Here is a 26,139-nt window from a genome sequence, read left to right as displayed (position 1 = left end):
ATATACGGATTGCTCCACTTCGTTCCCGCAATCCTACAAACATTCGAAATCCGGCATATCTGCCTACTTTCTCATGTTTGTTCGGATCATTAAATAAAACCCCTTAACATACAAGTATGTTAAGGGGTTCTATTTATGATACCTATATCATTCAAGCTGCTGACGAGAATCGAACTCGTGACCTCCGCACTACCAATGCGACGCACTACCGACTGTGCTACAACAGCTTGCTATGTCTTTCGACAGTCGCAAAAATTATTATAGCGGGGTGACTAGGGTTTGTCAACGCCATTTGTTTACTCAGTTGTAACTAAAAAGAAACCCTCGGATCAATTGATCTGAGGGTTTTGATATTTAAACCTGTGAGATAACGGACATGTAATAGGAATAAAGATTCCTGTAAGTGTCTGAATTGTAGTGAAGGCCATCGTTTGAACTAAAGCCTGTCTGGCTCAGGTATGAATAACCATCAATCCACTGAACTCTTGGATCAAGCTCGGCCTGCATCTTGGCATTGAAGCTTTCAATCTGAGCATTGGATACGGAAGCACTGCTTCCTACAGGAGTAACAGCGGCGTAGTAAACGGTAATGCCGGCCTCTGTCCAGGCATCGATGTTGCTGTTAATGAGCTTTATATACTTGCTGGCATTAGCAAGATCATTAACACCGAAGTTGATGATCATTGTAGTGCCGTTTCCGGCGTAGTGAGGAATCTCAGAAAGAGCGGTGTTCTGGAACCAGCTGTAGCCTTCGCCAACCTTGGCGATATAGGCCTTATCTGAGGAACCAACAGCCATCTGCATCTGTACTGTTCTTGAATCTCCCACGAAAACATAAGGTGTTCCGGGAAGTTCAGATACTATGTAGTCTGCCATGATAAAAGCAGTGGTATCGTCGTAGGAAACCTCGTACCAGCCATTATCTGTCTCGCCTGTAACCTGTGTCTCTGATCCCCAGCGGAGCTTACCAAGCTTGTCATAGTCAGTTCCCGCTCCGGATCTGACATTGACGGTATCGCTGGTGTACATTGTTACTGGCGTCTCGTACTCAGTTACGGTAAATACTGTATGAAGAATGTCGAGATTAGTCGAATTCTCTTTTGACGAAACACTTACAGTATCTGCCTCCTCTTCGTCGATCATAGCCACTGCTTCTGTGGTTGCACTCTCAATGGAGGATGCCATGGTATCAATGACCTCGAGACTTGAAAAAGAGCTGCTGGAAACAATCTGACTGTCTCTGTCTATTCCTGCGCAGACACCTGCTACAATGCAAAAGACTCCTGCGAAACTGGATAGCAATATTAAGTTACTTATATTAATATTTCTTTTTCTCATTGCGTTAAAATTTTACATTAGCCGTAATAATATGTCAAATCGGCGAAAAAATCCATTTTGTTGACTAAGAGGGGATGAAAACATATAATGTTCTTCAGATGTAAGATAGGATATCTTGCATAATAGAAAGAGAGGCTTTTTATTAAATGTATACAATAACTGATCTTTATGATCTGGATCACACTCTTGCCGGGGATTATCTTAGGCAGTTTACGTACCCTTGGGAAGCATTAAAGGGAATCAAAGATCTTATCCTGGAGCTGGGACCAAAGCTTGGGGATGACTATACAGAAGTTAAGGAGAATGTCTGGGTTCATAAGAGCGCTACTGTTTTTGAGAGCGCATATCTTGGAAGCCCTTGTATCATTGGACCAAATACTGAGGTTCGTCATGGGGCATTTATCCGTGGCAGCGCTCTTGTTGGTGCAGACTGTGTAGTAGGTAACAGCGTTGAGCTTAAGAATGTTATTTTGTTCGATCATGTTCAGACTCCTCATTATAACTATGTTGGAGACAGTATTCTTGGCTACTACTCACACATGGGAGCAGGCTCCATTACTTCTAATGTAAAGAGTGATAAGAAGCTTGTAGTTGTCCACAATGGAACTGAGAATATTGAGACCGGCATAAAGAAGTTTGGTGCAATGCTTGGAGATCATGTTGAGGTTGGTTGCAACAGCGTTTGCAATCCGGGAACCGTTATTGGCCGTAATTCCAATGTTTATCCTACATCCTGCGTAAGGGGTGTCGTTCCTGAGAATTCAATATATAAGAACAATGGAGAGATCATCCACAAGGAGGAGAGATAAATGGGCAAGTATTTCGGAACAGACGGATTCAGAGGAGAGGCTAACAAAAATCTGTCCTTTGAGCATGCAGTTCAGATAGGAAGGTATCTTGGCTGGTACTATGGTGCAAACCATGGCAAGAAGGCTAAGGTAGTTATAGGAAAAGACACAAGAAGAAGCAGCTACATGTTTGAGTATGCTCTCTGCACAGGTCTTATGGCCAGCGGAGCTGATGCATATATCATGCACGTTACAACTACTCCTTCAGTTGCATATATCACAAGAGTTGATGATTTTGACTGCGGAATCATGATCTCTGCATCTCACAATCCATTCTATGATAACGGCATAAAGCTCTTTAACGGCAATGGCGAGAAGATGGATGAGGAGACAATCCTCAGAGTTGAGGATTACATTGACGGCAAGATTGAGATACCTGTAGCAGAAAGAGCTGAGATTGGTAGAACAGTTGACTACGTGGCAGGAAGAAATCGCTACGTGGGTTACCTTATTTCAAACTCCAAGTCCAGCTTTAAGGATAAAAAGATCGGTCTTGACTGCGCTAATGGTGCTTCATGGCAGATCGCAAAGGCTGTGTTTGATGCTCTTGGTGCAAAGACTTACGTTATCAATAACAATCCTGATGGCCTTAACATCAATACAGACTGCGGATCCACACACATTGAGCATCTGCAGAAGTTTGTAGTTGAGAAAGGCCTTGATGTTGGTTTTGCCTATGATGGTGATGCTGACAGATGCCTTGCTGTTGATGAGAACGGAAAGGTCCTTACAGGTGATCATATCATCTACATCTGCGGACGTTACCTTAAGGAAATCGGCGCCCTTAGCAATAACAAGGTTGTTACAACCGTAATGAGTAACTTCGGCCTTTACAAGGCTCTTGATAAAGTTGGTATCGAATACGAGAAGACTGCTGTTGGTGATAAGTACGTGTACGAGAACATGGTAACTTATGGCCATCGTGTGGGCGGAGAACAGTCCGGACACATCATCTTCACCAAGTATGCTACAACCGGTGACGGAATCCTTACCAGCCTTATGCTGATGGAAGTAATGCTTGCAAAAGAGAAGCCTATGAGCGAGCTGGCAGCGCCTGTTGTATTCTATCCTCAGGTTCTTAAGAACGTCAGAGTAAAGAGTAAGCCTGAAGCACAGAACGATCCTGATGTTCAGAAGGCTGTTGAAGAGGTGGCAGAGGCTCTTGGAGATACAGGACGTATCCTTGTAAGAGAGTCAGGTACGGAGCCACTTATCCGTGTAATGGTAGAAGCTGAAACTGATGAGATCTGCGAGAAGTATGTTGATCAGGTAATTGATGTTATCCGTGCAAAGGGACATCTTGAGTAAAAATTTTAGATTCATAAATGGAGAAAAAGACATATGTGTGGAATAGTAGGTTATATAGGACACAGACAGGCTGGTCCCGTACTGCTTGACGGACTTGCAAAACTTGAGTACAGAGGATATGACTCAGCCGGAATCGCTGTAAGAGATGGTGAAAAGCAGGCTGTAGTTGTAAAGGCCGTTGGCAAACTGGAGAATCTTGCCAACAAGACCAATGGAGGTACTGCACTTGCCGGTAACTGCGGTATTGGTCATACCAGATGGGCTACCCATGGAGCACCAAGCCTTATCAATGCTCATCCTCACGTAAGTGGAAACTGCACAGGCTCAGGCTCAGGAGAGGTAGAATCTGAGGTTGTTGGTGTACACAACGGTATTATTGAGAACTTCCAGGAACTTAAGGAAAAGCTTATAAGACATGGTTACAAGTTCTATTCAGATACTGATACTGAGGTTCTGATCAAGCTTGTTGATTATTATTACAAGAAATATCAAGTTGGACCAATCGATGCTATTGCAAAGACCCTTGTGAGAGTACGTGGTTCTTATGCCCTTGAGGTTATGTTTGCGGATCATCCCGGCGAGATCTATGTTGCAAGGCAGCAGTCACCTATGATCATTGGTGTTCAGGGGGATGAGTCCTTCATAGCTTCTGATGTTCCTGCAATCTTAAAGTACACAAGAGATGTTTACTACATCGACAACATGGAGATGGCAAGGATCAAAGGCGGCGAGGTTACATTCTTTAACCTTGACGGTGATGAGGTTGAGAAGGAAGTTACAACTGTTACTTTCTCAGCAGAAGCTGCAGAAAAGGGTGGATACGAGCACTTCATGATGAAGGAGATCCACGAGCAGCCAAAGGCAGTAGCAGATACCATTGCCAAGTATGTGAAGGATGGCAAGATCGATCTTTCTGAGGTGGGTATCACTGAGGAAGAGGCAAAAGAGATTTCACAGTTTTATATCATTGCTTGTGGCTCCGCATGGCATGTTGGAGTAGAAGTTCAGTATGTCATTGAGGAGATGGCAGATATTCCTGTAAGAGTTGAGCTTGCATCTGAGTTCAGATACCGTAAGCAGCATCTTGATAAGAATGCTCTTGCAGTTATTATTTCCCAGTCCGGAGAGACAGCAGATTCTCTTGCTGCCCTTCGTCTTGCAAAGGATAAGGGAATCAAAACACTTGCTATTGTAAACGTTATTGGCTCATCTATTGCAAGAGAAGCTGATCACGTTATGTACACTCTTGCTGGCCCTGAGATTTCAGTTGCTACAACTAAGGCCTACAGCTGCCAGCTTGTTTGCGGATATCTTCTTACCCTCAAGCTTGCCGAGGCAAGAGGAACCATCGAAGATCCTGCAAAGATGGCATATTACATAGATGAGATCAAGAGCCTTCCTGAGAAGATTGAGAAGATCCTTGATGAGAAGGAGCGCCTCCAGTGGTTTGCTGCAAAGTACTCCAATGCTCATGACATCTTCTTTATCGGAAGAGGTATTGACTATGCTATTTCCCTTGAGGGAAGCCTTAAGATGAAGGAGATAAGCTACATCCATTCAGAGGCATACGCAGCAGGAGAGCTTAAGCACGGAACAATTTCCCTCATTGAGCCTGAGACCCTTGTAATCGGTGTTCTTACACAGTCTGACCTTATGGAAAAGACAATTTCCAACATGGTAGAGTGCAAGAGCCGTGGTGCATACCTCATGGGAGTTACAACTTACGGACAGTACAATGTAGAGGATCAGGTAAACTTCACTGTTTATATTCCAAAGGTAGACGAGCACTTCGTAGGAAGCCTTGCTATTATTCCTCTTCAGCTTCTTGGATATTACACTTCAGTTGCCAAGGGCCTTGACGTTGATAAGCCAAGGAACCTCGCAAAGAGCGTAACGGTTGAGTGATGAATGACGGATAAGGACTGGAAAAGTCCATTCTGCTCCATGCTCGCCAACTCGATTTGCAACAATTCAAAAACAGATAGCCTTCAACTTTCACGCTTGTTCAAAGCAGTTGAAGCCTATCTGTTTTTTTATTGGCAAATCATCGCCGTCTCGCTTGAATTTGTTCGCTTGAATGGACTTTTCCAGTCCTTGTGCTGTGTTTCTTCACTTATCACTTTAGAATTACGAAGGATTGAGGTTGCATGTGGAGCGAAGCATCCTTAAGCTCTATGTCCCCAATCTTGTAGACTGTCTTCATGTAATTCTTGGGAAGGCTTGCAGTTGCCTTCTTCTCTGATGGGTTGATTCCGATTACCAGATCTCCGCGGCGGAAGACGAAGGGGAATTCGTTCTGCTCGGCGTAGATGACTTCAAATTCTGCGTCGGCCTGAAGGTCTGCGTGCTCGTGGCGGATTCTGGTGAGCTCTTTTACAGTGTTAAGCAGGGATGAAGGATCATTTTCCTGGTCGGCTACTGTGGGAGCATCCTCTGCAGGATCTAATGGCAGGTAGAGCTTATCTTCTGAAGCATTGGAAAAACCATGATTCTTGCTGTGATCCCACTGCATTGGAGTTCTGGTACCTGTTCTGTGGTAGCCACCTTCCTTAGTTGGAATATCAAGGTATCTCATACCAATCTCATCACCGTAATAAATAAATGGAACTCCGGGAAGAGTAAGGAACAGGGCATATGCAAGCTTCAGCTCATGATAATCAAGTGTCCTTCTGGGCCTTGGAGTGTCGTGGTTACAGGTGATAAAACTAATGTAACCGTAGTCCTTGGTGGAATCATACTTGGGCAGATAGTCACTTAAGAATCTCATGATATCGCCGTTTCCGTCCTTTTTAAGGAAGCTGTGGTCGCCTCCGGGGGTCTCGTTATCTCTTATAAGGGTGTTGTAGCCGTTTCCGTGGTGGTCCAGGTAAAAGTCTGCATGGAAGCCGCTCTTAAGGGACTGATTAGGATTGCTCCACTCAGAAATAATTGCTGCCTCGGGATATTCTGCATCCAGCATTTCTCTAATGTTTTTCCAGATTGCGCCAGTAGCTGACTTATTCTCATCATCCTCTTTTACCAGAGAGTCTGCCATATCAACTCTGAAGCCGTCGCAGCCTTTATCAAGCCAGAATCTCATGATGTCCTTCATGGCTTCTCTTGTTGCGATACATGCAGGATCATCTGGGGAAAGCTGCCAGTCTTCTGTAACCTTGCCAAAGCCGTAGTTCAGAGCGGGCTGGCACTTGAAGAAGTTAAGCATATAGCAGCCGTCTCTGTCTGCCTCTCCGCCAATATAAGGGTGACCTCCAATTCCCTGGAATGCAGCCTTTGTCCATACATATCTGTCGGAGTACTCATTTCTCTCGGCCTTCTTACTCTCTAAAAACCATTCATGCTCCTCGGAAGTATGCCCAGGAACCAGATCAAGAAGCACGTGAATATGGCGCTTATGAGCCTCGTCAAAGAGCCGCACCAGATCCTCATTGGAACCATAACGGGGAGCAACCTTTTTATAATCCCTTACGTCGTAGCCTGCATCCTTGAAAGGAGAGTCAAAGCATGGATTGATCCAAAGAGCATTGCAGCCAATACTCTTAACATAGTCAAGCTTTTCAATTATTCCTGCAAGATCTCCGATTCCGTCTGAGTCGGTATCCTTGAAGGACTGAGGATATATCTCATAAAAAATAGCGTCTCTTAACCATCCGGGCATAATTTACCTCCCCTAATAAAATACGTTTTTTAAGCATCTAATTAGAACATTATCACAATTCGGGTCAAATTGCCAGACTATTCGGAAACGTTACCGGAAACACTCATGTCTTTCACAAAGGAAACTAAAATCCATCTTGAAATTTTCGTTTGAAAAGTGTATGGTATACATGTCTGTACAACTGGCGGATGAGTGGGTAACCACAAGGGAGTACAGAAATATTGTTGATAAGTCGACCGCCTGGGCAACCGCTTTTAGAGGTATGCTCAGGCGGTCTTTTGCGCGTGAAGCAGAGCCATGCATCGGAATGTATCCAGCCTGCTTGCAGAGCTGGATACATTCCGATATATGGCGAGCGACGCGAACGAGGAAATGCGAAGCATTTTCGAGTCTGCTTCACGCAAGACGAAGATGTGCGAAGCATTTTCGAGTCTGCTTCACGCAAGACGAAGATGTGCGAAGCATTTTCGAGTCTGCTTCACGCAAAACGTAGAAAGGGGAAGCACATGGTAGATTTAACAAAGGAAATCAGCAGCACAACCTATCCGGGAAGAGGAATCATCCTTGGAACATCTGAGGATGGAAAGTATGCTGTATGCGCTTACTTCATTATGGGAAGAAGCGAGAACTCAAGAAACAGAGTATTTGTAGAGGAGGGACAGGGCATCCGCACTGAAGCCTTTGATCCATCCAAGATGGAGGACCCAAGCCTTATCATCTACGCTCCTGTAAGGGTAAGAGGTACTTCAACCATCGTTACAAACGGTGACCAGACAGATACTATCTATGAGCTTATGCAGGCAGGACAGAGCTTTGAGGAGTCTCTTAGGACCAGAGAGTTCGAGCCTGATGCTCCTAACTACACACCAAGAATTTCCGGAATCATGAACGTTAAGAACGGCAAGTATGATTTTGCCCTTTCAATCTTAAAGAGCAATAATGGGGATCCTTCTTCATGCCAGAGATTTACTTATACCTATGAGAATCCTAAGGCAGGTGAAGGCTTCTTTATCCACACCTACATGGGAGATGGAAACCCACTTCCAAGCTTTGAGGGAGAGCCTACAAAGGTAAATATAACGGGTGATATCAATACGTTTACAGATACCGTATGGTCTGCATTAAACTCTGATAACAAGGTATCTCTTTTCACAAGATATATTGAGATTGCCACAGGAGCAGTAGAGACCAGGATTTACAACAAGAACATAAGAAAGGAGAACTGATACGATGAATGAGATTCAGTTAAAATACGGATGCAACCCAAACCAGAAGCCTTCAAGGGTTTATATGGAAAACGGACAGGACCTTCCTATCGAGGTTCTCAACGGAAGACCAGGATACATCAACCTTCTTGATGCATTAAACGGATGGCAGCTTGTTGCTGAGATGAAAAAAGCTACAGGACTTCCTGCAGCCACATCCTTCAAGCACGTTTCACCTGCAGGTGCAGCTGTTGGAACACCACTTACAGATATTGAGAAGAAGATCTACTGGGTAGAGGATCTTGGAGAGCTGAGCCCTCTTGCAAACGCTTATGCAAGAGCCCGTGGCGCAGACAGAATGTCTTCCTTTGGTGATTTCATCTCCCTTTCAGATGTCTGCGATGCTGATACAGCAAGACTTGTTAAAAGAGAAGTTTCCGACGGCATAATTGCTCCCGGATATACAGATGAGGCTCTTGAGATCTTAAAGGCTAAGAAGGGCGGAAACTACGCTGTTATCAAGGTTGATCCCAATTATGTTCCTGAAAACAGCGAAAAGAAGCAGGTTTTCGGTATTACCTTCGAGCAGGGACATAACTTTGTTGAGATCAACGACGAGATGTTCCAGAATATCGTTACAGACAATAAGGACCTTCCCGAGTCGGCTCTCATCGACCTTAAGATAGCCCTTATCACCCTTAAATACACTCAGTCCAACTCTGTATGCTACGTAAAGGGCGGACAGGCAATCGGAATCGGAGCAGGTCAGCAGTCCAGAATCCACTGCACAAGACTTGCTGGCTCAAAGGCTGACAACTGGTTCCTTCGTCAGGCTCCTCAGGTTCTGAACCTTCCTTTCCTTGACAGCATTAAGCGCCCTGACAGGGATAATGCTATTGATCTTTACATTGGTGAGGACTACATGGATGTTCTTGCAGATGGCAAGTGGCAGAATATCTTTAAGGAGAAGCCCGAGGTATTCACACAGGCTGAAAAGAGAGCTTGGCTTGACAAGAACACTGATGTGGCCCTTGGTTCAGATGCTTTCTTCCCATTTGGAGATAACATCGAAAGAGCTTTCAGAAGCGGCGTTAAGTATGTGGCTCAGCCCGGCGGTTCTGTAAGAGATGACAATGTTATCGAGGCAGCAAATAACCACGATATGGTTATGGCATTTACAGGTCTTCGTCTGTTCCATCATTGATTTGAACTATTCAGAGCCAAGACTCGGAAACATAAATGTTTCCGAGTTGTCGGATATCCGCCAAATAGAAATATTAGAAAGGCATCTATTCGAGCAAGCTCGATAGTTGCCTTTTCTAGTATTTCTGCTTGGCTCTGAATAGTAACAAATTATTAAAGTTTTATAATATAACGTCAAGAATAAACAAAATGTACGCGCAATACCGTATAATATCTTTACGGCCTTATGCTTTTTTGTAGAAAAGAAGGGAGTTGCGCCATGAAGAGAAAAACAATAATCCCACTGGCTCTTGTGATGTCACTTTTGTGTCTCACAGTGGGCTGTGGACAAAGTAAAGAGGTAGAAGCTGATGCAACCGAAAGCGCCAGTTCTATCTCTTTATTAAATATTAAGAGTGAGGTAGCCACTCAGATGGAGGCCCTTGGCAAGGCATACGAGGCTGAAACAGGAGTGAAGGTGAATATCATTACTGTTCAGTCAGGCGTCGATGCCCAGGCTACATTGAAGGGCTACTATCTATCTGACCAGATGCCTGATATCATAGCCTGTGAATCCTCAGGTTTTGGCAACTGGGAAGGACTTCTTGTTGATATGAGTGATCAGGACTGGGCTTCCAGAACTGATGCAGCCTATATCGATCCAACCTATGGGACTCTGGGATTTCCATATACCACAGAGGCCATAGGCCTTGCTTATAATGCAGACATTCTTTCTAAAGCAGGCGTAGATCCTGCATCTATAACAGGTCCGGATGCCATGAAAAAAGCTTTTGAGACCATTGACGCTCAAAAGGACAAATTGGGGCTTAAAGCGGTAATAGGTTACTGTGCTGAGCCTGAAAACCTTGGCTGGTCAGCCGGAAACCACATCACAGGAGCATATATCGACTCCGGTCTTTCAAGAACAGATACCACTTATATTGACCTTATGAAAAATGGCGGCGGTATCGATGATACCAGATTTTCACATTTCGCAGAGATGATAGGTCTTTTCAATGAGTATTCAGACCCTGACCTTCTGGTAGATGGTACCTATGATGACCAGGTAGCTAACTTTGCTGCAGGAAAGTATGCCTTTGTAACCCAGGGGTCCTGGATTGGCGCAACACTTTCAGCATCTGATGACTATGCCAAAGCTGGCAGCTTCCAGGTAGGAATGATTCCCTATGCCTTTGAAGATGGCATGGATACTATCCTTACAAACGCGCCTAACTGGTGGGCAGTATCAAAGGAAGGGCAGGTTGATGCAGCCCTTGCTTTCCTTCAGTGGTGTTCTGAGGATAATGGACAGAAGATCCTTGTGGAACAGGCTGGATTTGCTAGCCCCTTCGTAGATTCCAAATATGTGGCATCTGACCCCTTTGCACCGGTTATTTCCAGCTATATTTCTTCCGGAAAGACCTCCAACTGGCATTGGATGGAAATGGCAGAGGGCCTGGGCCAGAACGGTTTCTCCTTTGTGTATCAGAAATATGCAAAGGGAGAACTTGATGCTGCTGGATTCTTAAAAGAGTTCAAAAAAGTAGCCAGTGACTGGTATTCAAAGCTATAAGGAGGGGGACATGAGAGAAGAAAAAGTACGCATTAGAAAGATCAATTCTATTATGTTCCAGATTGCAGCGGCCAATGTGGCAATCTTGCTGGCGTTCATCGTTGTTATGGGCTTTGTGATGACAGCTATGAAGAACTCCACAAACACCAGTATTGACATGTTTCAGACCATGATGAATCTGACCATGCATGAGGCTGAGCTTAAAAATGATGTAACTTCATTATATGACCAGACCACAGGCTATGTTGCTGCATCTGCTGAAGAGACCAGACAGGCTCTTCTTCCACAGATAGAGGCCATCAAGACCACGATTGATGGTGATATTTCGGAGCTTGAAAGCGATTTTGCCACCATAGGCAACGAGAGCGCCATTGCTCAGATGAGCGAGATCAGGGCCCAGTATCAGAGAATGCTGAAATTCATCGAATCCTCTATAGCGAAGACTGATGAGGGGGATCAGGATTCAGCCTATACCATATTGTTTGATAAGGCAGAAATCCAGAAGGTTGCTATTTTCCATTCCACAAAAGTACTGGATCAGGCGATAAATGATTCTGCAAACTATACCACAGACTATATGACTGGCCTCTTGAAGTCAGGAAATCTGACAGCAATGATCGGCATAATTGTCATCATTGGGCTTATTGCTATAAGCTTCCTGATCAGCTATCAGAATATTGTTAAAAAGATCAGAAGTATATCTGATGAGGTCAACGTCATTATCAGCAATATTGAGCAGGGAAATGGCGATCTTACCGCAAGGATACAGACAAAATCAAAGTCAGAGCTTCTATTCATAACAACTGGTATCAATCACTTTATTGAGACTCTTCAGGGAATCATGAAGGATGTAAAAGAGGGATCTGTTGTACTTACAGCCTCCTCGGACGAAGTTACATCCCAGCTTCGTGTGGCTGATGACAATGTTACTAATACCTCTGCAGCTTTAGAGGAGCTGTCAGCCAGTATGGAGACTGTATCCGGTAATGTCTCCCATATCAATGAATCTGTGGAAGGCGTTAAGGCTGCTGCTCAGGAGATTGCAGACCAGGCTACAGAAGGAACAAAGACTGCAAGCGGAATCAAGGCAGAGGCTGATGAACTCAAGGCAAGGGTCATCCAGAAAAAGGCAGAAGCTGGAGATCAAGTGGAACAGCTTTCCGGAACACTTATGGAATCTGTTCATGAATCTGAGAAGGTTGCCCAGATTAACGAGCTTACAAAGGTCATCCTGGATATTGCAAGCCAGACAAACCTCCTGGCGCTGAATGCTTCCATCGAGGCTGCCAGAGCAGGAGAGGCAGGAAAGGGCTTCTCTGTTGTTGCAACTGAGATCAGTTCACTTGCTGACAACAGCAGACAGACAGCTGCCAACATTCAGGATATCAGTAACGAGGTTACTGAGGCAGTTAACAATCTGGCTAAGAATGCTCAGGCAGTGCTTGATTACATCAACGGTCAGGTTATCAGCGATTACGATGAATTTGTAGCGACCGGTGAGAAATACGAGCACACCGCAGATATTATGGAGGAAATGCTTGGCAACTTTAACGACAAGGCTGAAAACCTCAACGATATCATGACAGAGATGGTTGATTCCGTTCAGCTTATCAGCAACTCCATTGTTGAGAGCTCCCAGGCTATTTCCCAGTCTGCAGAAAGCTCCCAGGAGATCGTTGGAGGTATCAAGAAGATCACTGAGGCCATCGACAGGAACAATGAAGTTACGGAGCAGCTTTCCGATACAACCCAGAAGTTCAAATCACTGTAATAAAGACCATGAAAAAAGCCCTCGGAGCCTATCAAAAGCTCTGAGGACTTTTATTTTGTCACATTAACTTTTCATCGTAGATAGCGCGCTGTCCGCCCACGTATTTAGGCCTGTGGCGAGCACATATTATTGGAGCCTGTCCGATCTTCCTAAGGGAGATTCGCATTGGAACCACTACGCTGTGCATGTGCATTCCTATCATAGTCCCGCCGATGTCGATACCTGCATCAGCCTTTGCCCTGATATCTTCAACCAGAACAGGATCATCAAAACGCTCATAACATACAGTTCCAAAGGCACCACCTGCGTGATTGGGCTGAGGGATGGCGTTAACCTGTTCAAGACCGTACTTTTCCATGGCGGTCCTGTCCACCACAAGAGCTCTGTTTAAGTGCTCACAGCACTGGGCTGCAGGAAGAATGCCTCTTTCTCTCAGGACCGGGATAATGCCGTCATATACTGCATTTGCAGAATCCATATTGGTGGCAGTTCCAATCTGATCACCAAGAATTTCGCTGGAGGAACAGCCAATCACAAATATGGAGCCCTCCTTAAGACCGGCTGCATCAAGAATCTCAGTAACTGCCTGCCTTGCCTGGTCTGTTATTTCAGAAAAATCCATTTTTATTCACCGCCTTATAGTAGTTAGTTAAGCTCCATGGCCTTGAAGATCCTGATTAGTCCCGCTCTGTAGCATAGAAGGAGGGATCCGAAGACACCCAGAAGTGCCTGGGCAATCTCATAAGGGAGCTTGATCATTGCATACTCAAAAGTGCTGTATACAAAGGTTTTACCTAATGTATACCCAACTACCATTATAACAGCACCAACCAAAGTAGCAATAAGAGAGCGGATAAATTGTGCATGTTTTGAGCTGCCGATGCTTGAATGGGCAATCAGGGAAATAACTACTGCCTGAAGACCATGAGTCACAAGGGAAACGAACATTGGCAGGGGATAAAATATCATGTCACCAAGGAAAGACCCTACACCGCCAACGATAAAGGCTGCCACGGGATCCAGCAAAAGAGCTGCTGTACAGATTATCATATCGCAAAGGTACAGATGCCCTCCGGGAACCGGGATTCCAAAGCTTGACATGATGATATTCAGGGCCATAAATACCCCGGTGATGGTTACCCATCTGATTCTGTTTGTCTGTCGTAATGTTTTCATAAGTAAATAATAGCCACATTCCGGCTTATCTGCAATAAAATGATTTGAATAAATGTGCTGGAAATATGGTATAATGATATATAGTCAATTTCTTTACAATGAGGTGAAGATGATTAATAACTCTGAGAACCCACGCGAAGAGTACGATCATATCGATGAGCTCACCGGGCTTCATAATCTGAACGGGATTTTGAGCCATTTACAGGGCAGTGGTGACCATTCTGCTACCAGCAGTTCGGTTATCATTTATTTGAATGTGATGAACTTCAAGGCCTTCAACCAGAAATATGGCTTTGTAGGAGGCAATGAGTTCCTTCGTGGCTTAGCAAAAGAGATTACGAATATTTTCCCTGATGAACTGGCAGCCAGAACCAGCGGTGATCAGTTTATTATTCTTGCAGATTCCCTGGATGCAAAAGAAATAACGGACAGGCTGTCACGCCTTTTTGAAGCGGCTGTAAAATACGAGAGGGGACTTAGTGTCCGGATAAAGGCTGGAATATATCAGGCCAACGGAGAGGAAAAGGACCCTGTTATCATGGTTGACAAGGCAAAGATTGCCTGTGATGACATCATTAAGGTTTACGATAAGGACATCAATTTCTTTGATGAGGAGCTCAGCAAAAGAAATGAGCTCAGGCAGTACGTTATCGACAACTTTGAGAGCGCCTTCCAAAAGAAGTATTTCAAGGTATATTACCAGAAGGAAGTAAGGACTCTTACAGGAAAGGTATGTGGCTATGAAGCCCTGGCAAGGTGGCAGGATCCTGAGATGGGATTGATATCACCTGCTATTTTCGTTGAGGTTTTAGAGGATGTACATCTGGTCCACAAACTGGATACTTACATCATAGATATGGTATGTTCGGATCTTAGGGATGACATTGACAGTGGCTTCGCTGTTGAGCCCATATCTGTAAACCTGTCACAGCTTGATTTTGAGCTCTGCGATATTCTGGCAGAGGTAGATAAGTGCAGAGAAAAATACAATATTCCTGTGGAACTGTTACATGTGGAGGTGACTGAGAGTGCTCTCACATCAGGTTCTGATTTCCTTGGACAGCAGATAGAAAGGTTCAGGGAGGCAGGATATGAGGTCTGGATGGATGACTTTGGATCAGGTTATAGCTCTTTTAACAACTTAAAGAACTATGACATTGATGTGCTTAAGATCGATATGGATTTCCTAAGGACCTTTGATACAAATAAAAGAACAAAAGTTATTCTTGCAACCATAGTAAATATGGCAAAAGAGCTGGGTATACATACCCTTGCAGAGGGCGTTGAGACCCAGGAACAGTATGAGTTTCTTAAGAAAATTGGCTGTGAGAAGCTCCAGGGCTATCTTTTTGGAAAGCCAAAGCCTGTGGCTGATTTTGACAGACCGGTGGATTGCAGCTTAGAGGTCTGTGAGGATTTTGCTTTTAGCAAGTACTATGACAGCATTGGAAATATCAATCTTCTGGGAACTACTCCCCTTAGGGAAAAGTCCCTGGAGGTTTTCAATAACCTTCCAATAGCTTTTGCTGAGAAAGAGGATGGAAAGGCTCCGACATATCTTTTTGTTAACAGTGCTTACCGTGATTTCCTCAGTACCCTTGGGCTGGCGGGTATGGAAGGGGCTAACGAAAAATACACTACTCTGGACGTGCTTCCTGAGTTAAAGGAGTATATAGCTCTTTTGGATAGGGCTGAAGCTGCAAAGGGTCACAGGTCTGAGGCGGATATTATCACAAGTGGAAATATCATAAGGCACAAGGTGAGATTCCTTTCGAGACATGAGAATAAGGCAGCCTATGCGCTGGTTTCCAGGAATGTGTCTATCCACGGTGAATCGGATACGGCAGATTCCCTTCAGGTGGCCATGGCCCATGTGTTTAACCAGTATTTCAGGGTTGATCTTTATGATGATAATGGCACTGTGCAGAACATCTTCCTTAATACAGATCAGCTGGCTGTTGCAGAAAAAGAAATGGATGCTGTAGAAGCAGTAAAGATCTACTCCGACATGTATCTGTACCCCGAGGACAGAGAGAGGTTCAGGAAGTTTTATTACATCCCTACTGTCAGAGACAGGTGCAAGGAGCAGGGTGTGGATTATGTGATCGACTATTACCACTCAGCTATGGAAAAGGATAATGGAAGAATGCAGATGTACATGATCCTGCCATTCTATTATAATGACAGGTGGAAGTATATCTCCTGCTGCAGATATGCAGATGAGATAAAAGACGACACTTGGAAATGATGGGATGAGCAGCATATGCTGAAGTTTTGTTTTGGGGCGTCCGGAGCGGGGAAGAGCACCGGTCTTTATGAAGAGGTAATAAGCAAAAGTATAGAGGATCCCGGCACTGATTATCTGATAATCGTGCCGGATCAGTTCACGATGCAGACCCAATGGGATGTGGTAAATATGCATCCCAAGAAGGCTATCATGAACATCGACATATTGAGCTTTGGCAGACTTTCTCACAGAGTATTTGAGGAAACAGGCCATGGCTCTTTTTCTGTGCTTGATGATATAGGGAAAAGTCTTGTCCTTAGGCGTGTTTCAGACATGCTGGGGGATCTGCTGCCGGTCGTTGGCAGAAATATGCACAAGGCAGGCTATATAGATGAGGTTAAATCCACTATTTCAGAGTTCATGCAATATGGTATCGGAGATAAGGAGCTGTCCCTTCTTGAGGAAAAGAGCTCTGGAAAAGGTGCGCTAAATGCCAAGATAAAGGACCTTAGGCTCCTGTACAAGGGCTTTCTTGAGTACATAGAGGGAAGATTCATTACAACGGAGGAAACTCTGGACATTCTGTGCAGGGCTCTGCCTTCTTCTGCCCTTGTAAGGGACAGCGTTATTGTATTTGACGGTTTTACCGGCTTTACACCTATTCAGTACAGGGTGATAAAAGAGCTTTTGAAGCTTTCAAGGGAAGTGGTGGTATCCCTTACCATCAGCCCGGAGGAGGATCCTTATGATGGTCATTATCAGGAACAGGAGCTTTTTATGCTCACAAAAAAGACCGTCAGAGACCTGGAAAAACTTGAGTTTGAGGTGCAAAGGGAGCAGGGCTCATCCATACCTGACCTGGAGACCTTCAGACAGCTAAGGCACAGGGAAAACGCTGATATTTTCTATAGGGAACAGCCTGTAGTAAGACTTAAGGGGAATGAGCCCCTGTCATTTCTGGAGAAATCTCTTTTCCGGTACAGGCCAGATAAGTTCATCGGGGAGAATAACTCCATTTTCCTCTATGAGGCGTCAGATATCGCTCAGGAAGTTAGGCAGACCCTCATAAAGATTTCTGACCTGGTTAAGAATGAAGGCTATGCCTACAGGGATATAGCCCTTGTTTGCGGTTCTCTGGAGAACTATGGAGATATTATTGCCAGAGGGGCCGAAAAGTTCGATATTCCCGTCTACATTGACCAGAATACCAGTATCCTGCTCAATCCATTTATTGAATATGTGACCAGCGCCCTTAATATCGTTATTTCGGGCTATAAGTACGAGGATGTGTTCCATTACATGCGAAGTGGCTTAACGGGCTTTGAAAGGGACGATACTGACCTTTTGGAGAACTATGTCAGGGCACTGGGTATCAAAGGCAAAAAAGGCTGGGAAGATAAGTTCCTAAGGAGAATGCCTGCAAAATTCAGCCGCAGGAAAAACGCTGATGAAGCGGATGAGCGCCAGGTAAAGACTCTTGAGATATTGGAGGGCATGAGGGCTAAGATAACCTCAGATCTTGAGCCTTTATTTGACAATAAGAATGGCACGGTAAAAGAGCTTACGGCGGCTCTTAAGGCAGTTATAGAAGGAAACGAATCAGCGGATAAGCTACTTGCTTATAGAGAGAAGTTTGAGGCAGCAGGGGATATCAAGAAGGCCAGGGAGTATGACCAGATCTACGGCAAGGTGATGGCTCTTTTGGATCAGATGGACGCTCTTATTGGTGATGAGAAGCTGGATTTAAAGGAATTCAAGGAGCTTCTTACCACAGGCTTTGGCGAGATCTCCGTTGGCACTATTCCTCAGGATGTGGACAGGATAATAGTTGGAGATATAGAAAGGACCAGGCTTAAAGAGGTTAAGGTCCTGTTCTTCGTGGGCGTAAATGACGGAAACATACCAAAGAGCGCCGGAAGTGGCGGAATCCTCTCGGATATTGACAGGCAGTTCCTTCTTGACCTGGGGACTGAGGTGGAATTTGCTCCTACACCAAGACAGCAGATGTACATTCAAAGACTCTATCTGTACATGAACCTGACGAAACCCACGGATAAGCTCTTTCTTTCCTATGCAGCGATCGGAGGCGATGGAAAGAGCCTTGGGCCTGCATATCTTGTTCCAAAGCTCCTTTCAATGTTTGATGGTCTTACAGTTGAACGACCTGAGGAGGGGGATTTTGAAAGCCAGAATGTGGCAGTAAGAGACAGCTTTGACAATCTTTCTTCCATGATGAGAGAATATGCCTCCGGAAGACTTTCTGATGATGAAAGAAAAGAGTTTTTCAGCCTCTGCAGGGTTTTGTCAGAGGAAGGAAACGGCAAGTATATGGAAGGGCTCGTGAAAGCAGCATTTAAGCATTATGAGTCTGTGCCCATGGCAAAGGCTCTGGCTGTTGCTCTTTACGGAGCTACCCTTGAAAACAGCGTAAGCCGCCTTGAACAGTTTGCAAGCTGCGCCTATGCCCACTTTATAAGGTATGGGCTGCACCTGGATGAGAGGAAGGAATACGAATTTGAAGCCTCTGATCTTGGCAATGTATTCCATAAGGTTTTGGAGGAATATACAGGAGAAATAATAACAAAAGGTATCAATTGGAATGCTCTGTCAAAAGAAGAATCAGACAAAATATTAAATGAGGCTTTAACAAAATGTGTTCAGAGTTATGGAGATACCATACTTCTCAGCAGTTCCCGCAATCAGTACATGATCGAGAGGATACGAAGGATACTTCAGCGTACGGTGGATACCCTTAAGTATCAGATCTCAAAGGGGACATTTGAACCGGCGTTTGTTGAGATGACTTTCCAGGAAGCAGGCAGCATTGAGGAGATCAATGTGGCCCTCTCAGAGGATGAGAAAAACGGCATTACTGAGCGAATGAAGCTTGTTGGGAAAGTTGACCGAATTGATCTATGTAAGGATGAGGATAAGGTTTATATCAAGGTAATGGACTTTAAATCCGGAACTCATTCTTTTAACATGGCATATCTCTATTATGGACTTCAGCTGCAACTTGTGATGTATATGAACGTAGCTATGGCAGTTGAGAAGAAACTATCTCCGGGAAAAGAGGTAATTCCTGCAGCTATTCTTTATTACCATGTGAATGATCCCATGGTTGACGCGAAAGAAGAAAAAATAGCAGATGATATCAATAAAGACATAATCAGCAAGCTAAAAATGACCGGACTGGTTAACGCAGATCAGACCATTGTACAGATGCTGGATAAGGGCATTATATCTAAGTCTGATATCATTCCGGTGGAGATAAAGAAGGACGGAGACTTCTCTGCTAGATCTTCTGTGGCTACAAGTCAGCAGTATTCTGCGATTTCTGGCTTTGTGAACCGGAAGGTCAGAGAATTTGGTAAGAGGATTCTGGATGGAGACATTCAGATAAATCCTTACGAGGATGAAAAGAGTAAGAGACAGTCCTGTACTTACTGTGCTTACAGATCTATCTGTGGATATGATGAGAAGATCCGTGGATTTGAAAAGAGGAAGCTTACGCTTTCTGACAATGATGCAATGGATCTGATAATGAAAGAAGATAATAATGGCAGAAGTTAAGTTTACTACTGAACAACAGGCAGTCATCGACGCAAGGGACTGCAACATACTGGTATCAGCTGCAGCCGGCTCAGGTAAGACGGCTGTACTTGTTGAGCGCATCATCAGGATGATCTTAGGAGGCCTTGATGTGGACCATCTTCTGGTGGTTACCTTTACAAAGGCAGCTGCAGCGCAGATGAAGGAGAAGATCACTGCAGCTATCCAGAAGGAACTGGCACTGGATCCTGAAAATGCCCATCTTCAGAGGCAGGAGACCCTGATCCATAACGCCCAGATAACGACAATTGACTCATTCTGTCAATACGTTATCAGGAACAATTTTAATACCATTGGACTTGATCCTTCCTTCAGAGTTGGAGATGAGGGAGAGCTGACGCTTATCAGGGAAGAGGTCATGTCAGACCTCATGGAAGAGGAATATGAAGCTGCAAAGGACGTGACCAATAGCGACTTTCTCTTTTGCATGGATTATTTCGCTTCAGGCAGCAAAGATACTGAAGCTATCGGATTTATTAATCAGTTATTTAAGTTTTCCATGAGTATGCCATTTCCCGAGGATTGGATCAGGGATAGGGCAAGGGACTATGAGGTACCGAATGTGCCTTTCGATGAGCTTCCCTGGGTAAAAGAATGCGTGGCTCACGCAAGGAGAGTTCTTAAGGAAGCTGCTGATAAGACTGAAAGTGCAATTAAGATAGCTCTTGAGAGCGACGGGCCTTATATGTATGAAAAGACCCTTAATGATGACAAAGACAGTATTTTAGCGGCTTTGAGATATGATACCTACGATGCCCTGTTTGACGGCATTCGCGGCATCAGCTTCGGGAGATTGTCAGCAAGTAAGGACCCTTCCGTCAATACGGAAAAGAGAGACTATATAAAGGACCTCAGGGACGGGGTTAAGAAGGGCATAAATGGACTTGTGGAGAAGTATTTTGCTCTCACCTCAGAGACCATTGTTGCCCAGATGGCACTTTGCGACCGGGCAGTAAAAGAACTGTGCAGGCTTACCCTGGAATTTAAGTCAAGGTTTGATAATAAAAAGAGAGAGAAACAGCTTATTGATTTCTCGGATATGGAGCACTTTGCACTGCAGATTTTGGTGGAACATCCCGATGAGGATGAGTGCAAGGGGATTTTCTGCGAGGAGATACTGGGGCTTTGCAAGCCTTCCAATGTGGCGCTGGAATACAGGGAGTTCTTCAGGGAGGTTCTCATAGATGAGTATCAGGACAGTAACAATGTCCAGGAGATGATCCTTAAGGCAATTTCCGGAGAAGAGGCTGGTGTTTCCGAAAGGTTCATGGTAGGTGATGTCAAGCAGAGCATTTACAAGTTCAGATTGGCAAGACCTGAGATATTCATGGAAAAACTGGGAAGTTTTAGCAAGGATGATAAGGCTTCTGACAGGAGGATTGACCTTCACAACAACTTCCGAAGCAGGATTGAGGTTCTCGCAGGCACCAACTATATATTTGAGAAGATCATGGGAACTGACCTGGGAGGCGTTGACTACGATGAAGATGCACTGCTTAGGCTGGGAAGAGAGTTTGAAGAACCTACCTATGACGTGTGTCCTGAACTGATGCTTTTAGATGGCAGTGATGTGCTTGATGACAGTGATGCTGATGAGACGATAAGCGCAATGACAGCCAAGGAAAAGGAAGCTTTGGCTGTGGCAGAAAGAATACTGGCACTTAGGCGTGAGAATCCTGATCTTAAGTACAAGGACATAGTGATCCTCTTAAGGTCTTTGTCCGGATGGGATGACGTCTTTAAGGATGTGCTGGAAAGCCAGGGAATTCCCACCTATATTGAGTCAAAGAGCGGTTATTTCGAGGCACCTGAGGTTTCGGTTCTTTTGGACCTCTTATCAGTTATAGATAACCCAAGACAGGATATTCCGCTGGTGGCAGTAATGCACTCCCTTATTGGCGGCTTTTCCGACGAGGACCTAGCTAGGATCCGCATAGCGATAGATAAGTGTGCTGACCGTTCCCTCTCTGAGACTTTTTACGAAGGACTGGAGATAATTTCCAGCCTCGAGGAGAAGGGTGGCGCCGGGAACGCAGATATGTCCGATGTGGCCGAAATCGATCATGCAAATGCCTTTATGAAGTCTGGTGAGAATGGAAATGCAGATGTTTCTGGAAAATATGAAACGACTGTTGGTCTGGATGATGAGCTCATAGTTCGTGTGCGAAAATTCATTGCGTTTGTAGAAGAGATGCGCACTATGTCTACATATACCCCGGTTCATGAGCTGCTGCAGGTCATTCTTGATCGGACGGATTATGAGGCCATTGTGGCTGCGCAGCCTGCAGGAAATCAGAGACGGGCCAATGTGGAGCTGCTTCTTACAAATGCTGCAAACTTCGAGAAGACCAGCTTTAAGGGGCTGTTCCATTTTGTAAGATATATTGAGCACCTTAAGACTGTTCAGGTGGACTATGGTGAAGCGGGTATAATCGACGAGAACGCTGACGTTGTCCGCATTATGAGTATACATAAGAGTAAGGGACTTGAATTCCCTGTTGTGTTTGTATCAGGCCTTTCCAAGGAGATCAACTTCAGGGATTCTCAGGGCGACCTTATTACGGATATGGATCTGGGCATAGGGGTAAAGTGCATAAACACTGAGCTTCGTGTCAAATACGACACCTTAAAGCGCCAGGTTATCGCCTCCAAGATGAATATGGATAGCCTTGGTGAGGAAATCAGAGTTTTATATGTTGCCCTTACAAGAGCAAAGGAAAAGCTTATCCTCACAGCATACGACAAGAACCTGTCAGCCAGACTCCAGGGATCGGTTATGCAGCTTCCTGTTCTTTCAGGTAGCGAACGACTTCTTCCCTATACCACAAGATCCGGGGCTAAGAGCTTCTTAGACCTTCTGATGCCATCACTCATAAGGCATCCTGCCTTCGAACCAGTCCTTGATAAGTATCAGCTCCTCGGTGACACCTACAAAGAGCACATGGACAAAGGTCCGGTTCCGGACTTCAGAATCTGTACACTGGGCGAAAAGGATCTGAAGGAGAATCTTATCCGTGATGCCCTCCATGGGACTCTTAGAAGAGAGGAATTGAAGAGTATCCTTAGCTCCGCACTTGGAAAAACACAGAAAAACAGTGGACTGCATGATGATAATGAGCTCCGAGGTCAGGAAACAAGCCCATCGGCAGGTTATATCGCAAACATGCATGAATACTGGGGTTCGAGAGAAATCACTGCACAAGACCAGGAAACAAGCTCATCGGCAGGCTATATCGTAAACATGCATGAATACTGGGATGAGGAGCTTTGCCAGCACCTCAGAACCAAATTCTCAGCAAGATACGCCCATGAAAACCTGAAAGGTCTTTTTACGAAGACCTCTGTTTCAGAGCTTAAGAAAAAGAGCTACGTGGAAGAGGCAGAGGTCAGCGTCCACGAGGCACCTTTCGCTCAAGCCGACAGCTCAGTTCGTTCCCACGGCCTCACCGGTGCAGAGCGCGGAACGGCATATCACCGTATCATGGAGCTACTAGACGAGGAAATCTTTGCCTCAAAAGAAACCCTCGATCCGATTTCAAAGAAGCTTTACGCATGGGGATGCAGGAAGGCTGAGGAAGGGTGGCTTAGTCCCGAGGAGCAGCAGGCTGTTTGGACGCCGGATATTACGGCTTTCCTGGCCACAGACTTGGGGCAGCGTATGGGGGAAGCTTTCAGAAGAGGGGAGCTGATGCGAGAGAAACCCTTCATGATGGGAGTTCCGGCAAATGAGCTGGATTCCAAGTTCCCTAAGGAAGAAATGGTGCTGGTTCAGGGTATCATTGATGCCTGGTTTATAGAGGGAGATGAGCTGGTACTTCTGGATTATAAGACAGACAGGGTATCAGAAGAAAAGACCCTGACAGACAGATACAAAGTTCAGCTTGACCTGTATAAGAGGGCATTAGAAGCCGCCACTCTTAAAAAGGTGAAGGAAGTCTATATCTATTCCTTCGCCCTTGGAAAGGTAATTGCCCTATAGAAAGGTGTAGGCTAGCGCCACTGCGTTGGCTGCTGCGTGAACCAGGAAGGGAATGGTCAGAATCTTGTACCTGTGATAGCTGTAGGTAATGAGAAGCCCCATGAGAAAACCGTAGAGCATCTGTACCGGATTTAGATGATAGATACCAAAGAGAGCTGCAGTAAGTATAATCGCTATTGCAGCTTTTTTCGTGTATTTAAGGACCAGATTGTAGATACAGTATCTGAAAATAAGCTCCTCAATCAGGGGAGTTGCGAAGCAGTAAAGGGCAATGAGAACCCAGATGGAATCTGATACGTAAAATAGGCCCTGACTGGCCTCTTCAAAAGAGGAAACCCTAGTAAGGCCTGTGACATTGAATATAAGGGTCAGGATAAAGGCTGCCAGAGCCCCAATTCCTGTCCAGATAAGGAACTCATACCATTTGATTTTCATAAGAATAGTTCCCCAAGAGTTTCAACTGTTTCAGTAATATAGTCGGCCCCAGCTTCTTCCATCTCTTCACGACTTCCATAACCATATAGAACGCCAACGCAGGGCATTCCGAAGCTGTGAGCGCCTTCTACGTCGTAGCAACGATCCCCGATCATTATGGACAGTTCCTTAACTTCCGGAAGCCCTCGCTCAAGCGCCAACTCGCTAAGCTGCTTTATCACCTCTTCAATGACTTCAGACTTCTTGGATCTGGTGCCATCCAGCTCACAGCCAACCACCACATCAAAGTATTTATCGATATCAAAGTGGCCTAAAACCCTGTGGATCAGCACAATGGGCTTGCTGGAGGCGATGGCTAAAACGTAACCCGCTTCCTTTAGCTCTTTTAACAGGTTATCCATCCCTGGATATACGCTGTTCTCAAAGATTCCGGTCTTATTGTAATACTCTCTGAAATATCCGATGGCTTCCCAGGCCTGCTCCTCAGAAAAGCCGTATCTTTCCATAAAACTCTTGTCCAGAGGAGGACCTACAAACAGCCGAAGCCGCTCAGAGTCTGCTTCTTCGATATTATATCTGGAAAGCGCTATCTGTGCGGCATTCATGATCCCAGGGCCGGAATCAGTCACTGTACCGTCAAGATCAAACAAAAGAAATCTGTATTTATCCATAAAACCTCCAAAAACTCTATTGACAACCCCGGGGTATAAGTGTTTAATGATTCTTGAACATAATAAAACCGCTAGGGGAGCTATGCTGAGAGTGTACGTGCATCGCACGTCTAACCCTTTTTACCTGACCCGGATAATGCCGGCGTAGGGAAGCACATTTATATGCCATTATACATACTTTTAGGCATGTAGTGAATATGCAAAAGTTAACCTCCCCAGATGTCGGTGACATAAAGGGAGGATTTTTTATGCAGTTATTCTTGGAAAAGGTCGTTGAAGACGGCTACACATCGTACAATATCACCAGAGGTGGATATGTTCTAGCTATCATCCTCGCAATCATCGCTTTTGCTGTTGTAAGTTACTTTATGAACGCAGACGGAAAGTTCAAGATGAGTGTAAAGCAGCTTACTTTTTCAGCTCTTTGCCTGGCGCTTGCTTTTGTTCTTTCAAACATTAAGCTTTTCAAGCTTCCTATGGGCGGCTCAGTAACAGTATTCAGCATGTTCTTTGTTACTTATATCGGATATCTCTACGGACCTAGAGTTAGTCTTTCCGCAGCCTTTGCCTACGGACTTCTCCAGCTGATCGTAGATCCATATATCATCAGCGTTCCACAGCTTCTTTGTGATTACATCCTTGCATTTGGCGCTCTTGGAGTAGCAGGATTCTTCTACAACAGCCGCTACGGAATGTTCAAGGGCTATCTTGCAGGTATCTTCGGAAGATTCCTTTTCTCAACCCTCTCCGGAGTTATCTTCTTTGCAGATTACGCTCCCGAAGGAATGCACCCTCTTGCTTATTCAGCAGCCTACAACGGTAGCTACATCGCAGCAGAAGGCGCTCTCACAGTAGTAGTACTTCTTGTACCTGCAGTTCGCGCAGCACTTAACCGCATCAAGGTTGAGGCCAATGAAAAGAGCCTTAAGAAGCAGGTTTCCTTAAGCTGATAGGTGGGGAAGGTTCTGTTGACAGATGCAGCCATACCTTCAAAAATACTTGTTTGCTCCTGCGTTGTGATTTTCTAGAACTCAAAAAACAGCAAGTGCCTCATTTCGACGTTGCTCATAGCAATCGGCACTTGCTGTTATTTTTCGTTCTGAAAATCATCGCCTCGTGCGAGAACTGCGCATTTTCAAAGATATGGCTGCATCTGCCA

The 26,139-nt window shown here is 44.9% G+C and carries 17 protein-coding genes, 1 tRNA gene and 2 riboswitches; of the genes, 11 read left to right on the top strand and 7 right to left on the bottom strand.

Translation table 11 applies throughout. The features are described 5' to 3' along the window. Positions 1–154: 154 nt before the first annotated feature. Positions 155–227: transfer RNA gene (locus BO18_RS03665), tRNA-Thr, on the bottom strand. A 127-nt stretch (positions 228–354) separates the two neighbouring features. Then, on the bottom strand, positions 355–1,302 hold the full coding sequence (locus tag BO18_RS03660) for an SH3 domain-containing protein (protein WP_034443679.1): 948 nt from the start codon (positions 1,300–1,302) through the stop codon (positions 355–357). Between the two features lie 182 nt (positions 1,303–1,484). Between BO18_RS03660 and BO18_RS03655 the strand changes: the two genes are divergently transcribed. The 3 genes from BO18_RS03655 to glmS are packed head-to-tail and all read left to right on the top strand — an operon-like array spanning position 1,485 to position 5,399. Further along, a complete protein-coding gene (locus BO18_RS03655) occupies positions 1,485–2,147 on the top strand; it encodes an acyltransferase (protein ID WP_034443676.1) in 663 nt (220 codons plus the stop codon). Then, positions 2,148–3,494, top strand: coding sequence for a phosphoglucosamine mutase (gene glmM, locus BO18_RS03650; protein WP_034443674.1), 1,347 nt, complete (start codon positions 2,148–2,150; stop codon positions 3,492–3,494). A 33-nt stretch (positions 3,495–3,527) separates the two neighbouring features. Then, positions 3,528–5,399: a glutamine--fructose-6-phosphate transaminase (isomerizing) gene (gene glmS / locus BO18_RS03645; protein WP_034443673.1), complete on the top strand. Its 1,872-nt coding sequence runs from the start codon at positions 3,528–3,530 to the stop codon at positions 5,397–5,399. A gap of 211 nt (positions 5,400–5,610) precedes the next feature. Here the strand turns inward: glmS and BO18_RS03640 are convergent, their stop codons facing one another. Then, the gene (locus BO18_RS03640; RefSeq protein WP_034443670.1) at positions 5,611–7,149 is read right to left on the bottom strand and encodes an alpha-amylase family glycosyl hydrolase; all 1,539 of its coding nucleotides are present in this window, start codon (positions 7,147–7,149) and stop codon (positions 5,611–5,613) included. Positions 7,150–7,316: 167 nt separating this feature from the next. Next, positions 7,317–7,402, top strand: a riboswitch (ZMP/ZTP riboswitch). A 253-nt stretch (positions 7,403–7,655) separates the two neighbouring features. Here BO18_RS03640 and BO18_RS03635 point away from each other — a divergent pair. The 4 genes from BO18_RS03635 to BO18_RS03620 all read left to right on the top strand — a co-directional run bounded on the left by BO18_RS03635 (position 7,656) and on the right by BO18_RS03620 (position 12,880). Further along, entirely contained in the window at positions 7,656–8,375 is a 720-nt protein-coding gene (locus tag BO18_RS03635) for an IMP cyclohydrolase (RefSeq protein WP_034443668.1), read from the top strand. Between the two features lie 4 nt (positions 8,376–8,379). Then, positions 8,380–9,558 carry a phosphoribosylaminoimidazolecarboxamide formyltransferase gene (locus BO18_RS03630; RefSeq protein WP_034443666.1) on the top strand — a complete coding sequence of 393 codons (1,179 nt, stop codon included), beginning with the start codon at positions 8,380–8,382 and terminating at the stop codon, positions 9,556–9,558. 258 nt (positions 9,559–9,816) lie between these two features. Continuing rightward, entirely contained in the window at positions 9,817–11,109 is a 1,293-nt protein-coding gene (locus BO18_RS03625; protein ID WP_034443664.1) for an ABC transporter substrate-binding protein, read from the top strand. A 10-nt stretch (positions 11,110–11,119) separates the two neighbouring features. Further along, the gene (locus tag BO18_RS03620; RefSeq protein ID WP_034443662.1) at positions 11,120–12,880 is read left to right on the top strand and encodes a methyl-accepting chemotaxis protein; all 1,761 of its coding nucleotides are present in this window, start codon (positions 11,120–11,122) and stop codon (positions 12,878–12,880) included. Between the two features lie 58 nt (positions 12,881–12,938). Here BO18_RS03620 and BO18_RS03615 read toward each other — a convergent pair whose 3' ends face one another. Both BO18_RS03615 and BO18_RS03610 read right to left on the bottom strand, forming a co-directional pair. After that, on the bottom strand, positions 12,939–13,502 hold the full coding sequence (locus BO18_RS03615; protein ID WP_034443660.1) for a TIGR01440 family protein: 564 nt from the start codon (positions 13,500–13,502) through the stop codon (positions 12,939–12,941). A gap of 23 nt (positions 13,503–13,525) precedes the next feature. Further along, positions 13,526–14,056 (bottom strand): ECF transporter S component, encoded by a 531-nt coding sequence (locus tag BO18_RS03610; RefSeq protein WP_034443658.1) that lies wholly within the window; start codon positions 14,054–14,056, stop codon positions 13,526–13,528. Positions 14,057–14,165: 109 nt separating this feature from the next. Between BO18_RS03610 and BO18_RS03605 the strand changes: the two genes are divergently transcribed. Genes BO18_RS03605 through BO18_RS03595 form a run of 3 tightly spaced genes read left to right on the top strand, consistent with a single transcriptional unit; the run spans position 14,166 to position 23,874 of the window. After that, positions 14,166–16,304 carry a GGDEF domain-containing phosphodiesterase gene (locus BO18_RS03605; protein WP_034443656.1) on the top strand — a complete coding sequence of 713 codons (2,139 nt, stop codon included), beginning with the start codon at positions 14,166–14,168 and terminating at the stop codon, positions 16,302–16,304. Positions 16,305–16,319: 15 nt separating this feature from the next. After that, a complete protein-coding gene (locus BO18_RS03600) occupies positions 16,320–19,856 on the top strand; it encodes a PD-(D/E)XK nuclease family protein (RefSeq protein WP_034443653.1) in 3,537 nt (1,178 codons plus the stop codon). Continuing rightward, a complete protein-coding gene (locus BO18_RS03595) occupies positions 19,843–23,874 on the top strand; it encodes a UvrD-helicase domain-containing protein (RefSeq protein WP_034443651.1) in 4,032 nt (1,343 codons plus the stop codon). The genes BO18_RS03600 and BO18_RS03595 overlap by 14 nt, the downstream gene beginning before the upstream one ends. Here the strand turns inward: BO18_RS03595 and BO18_RS03590 are convergent. Both BO18_RS03590 and BO18_RS03585 read right to left on the bottom strand, forming a co-directional pair. Further along, positions 23,869–24,309 (bottom strand): CPBP family intramembrane glutamic endopeptidase, encoded by a 441-nt coding sequence (locus BO18_RS03590; RefSeq protein ID WP_034443650.1) that lies wholly within the window; start codon positions 24,307–24,309, stop codon positions 23,869–23,871. The two genes, BO18_RS03595 and BO18_RS03590, sit on opposite strands and share 6 nt — an antisense overlap. Further along, entirely contained in the window at positions 24,306–24,980 is a 675-nt protein-coding gene (locus BO18_RS03585; protein ID WP_034443649.1) for an HAD hydrolase-like protein, read from the bottom strand. Before BO18_RS03585 ends, BO18_RS03590 begins: the two co-directional genes overlap by 4 nt. Before the next feature lie 63 nt (positions 24,981–25,043). Further along, positions 25,044–25,148: riboswitch (TPP riboswitch) on the top strand. Between the two features lie 80 nt (positions 25,149–25,228). On the opposite strand from BO18_RS03585, the gene BO18_RS03580 reads away from it, so the two are divergent. Next, the gene (locus BO18_RS03580) at positions 25,229–25,930 is read left to right on the top strand and encodes an energy-coupled thiamine transporter ThiT (protein WP_034443647.1); all 702 of its coding nucleotides are present in this window, start codon (positions 25,229–25,231) and stop codon (positions 25,928–25,930) included. Positions 25,931–26,139: the final 209 nt, after the last annotated feature.

The sequence above is a fragment of the Butyrivibrio sp. AE2032 genome (assembly GCF_000702965.1).
This window is presented reverse-complemented; position numbering and strand designations above follow the sequence as displayed.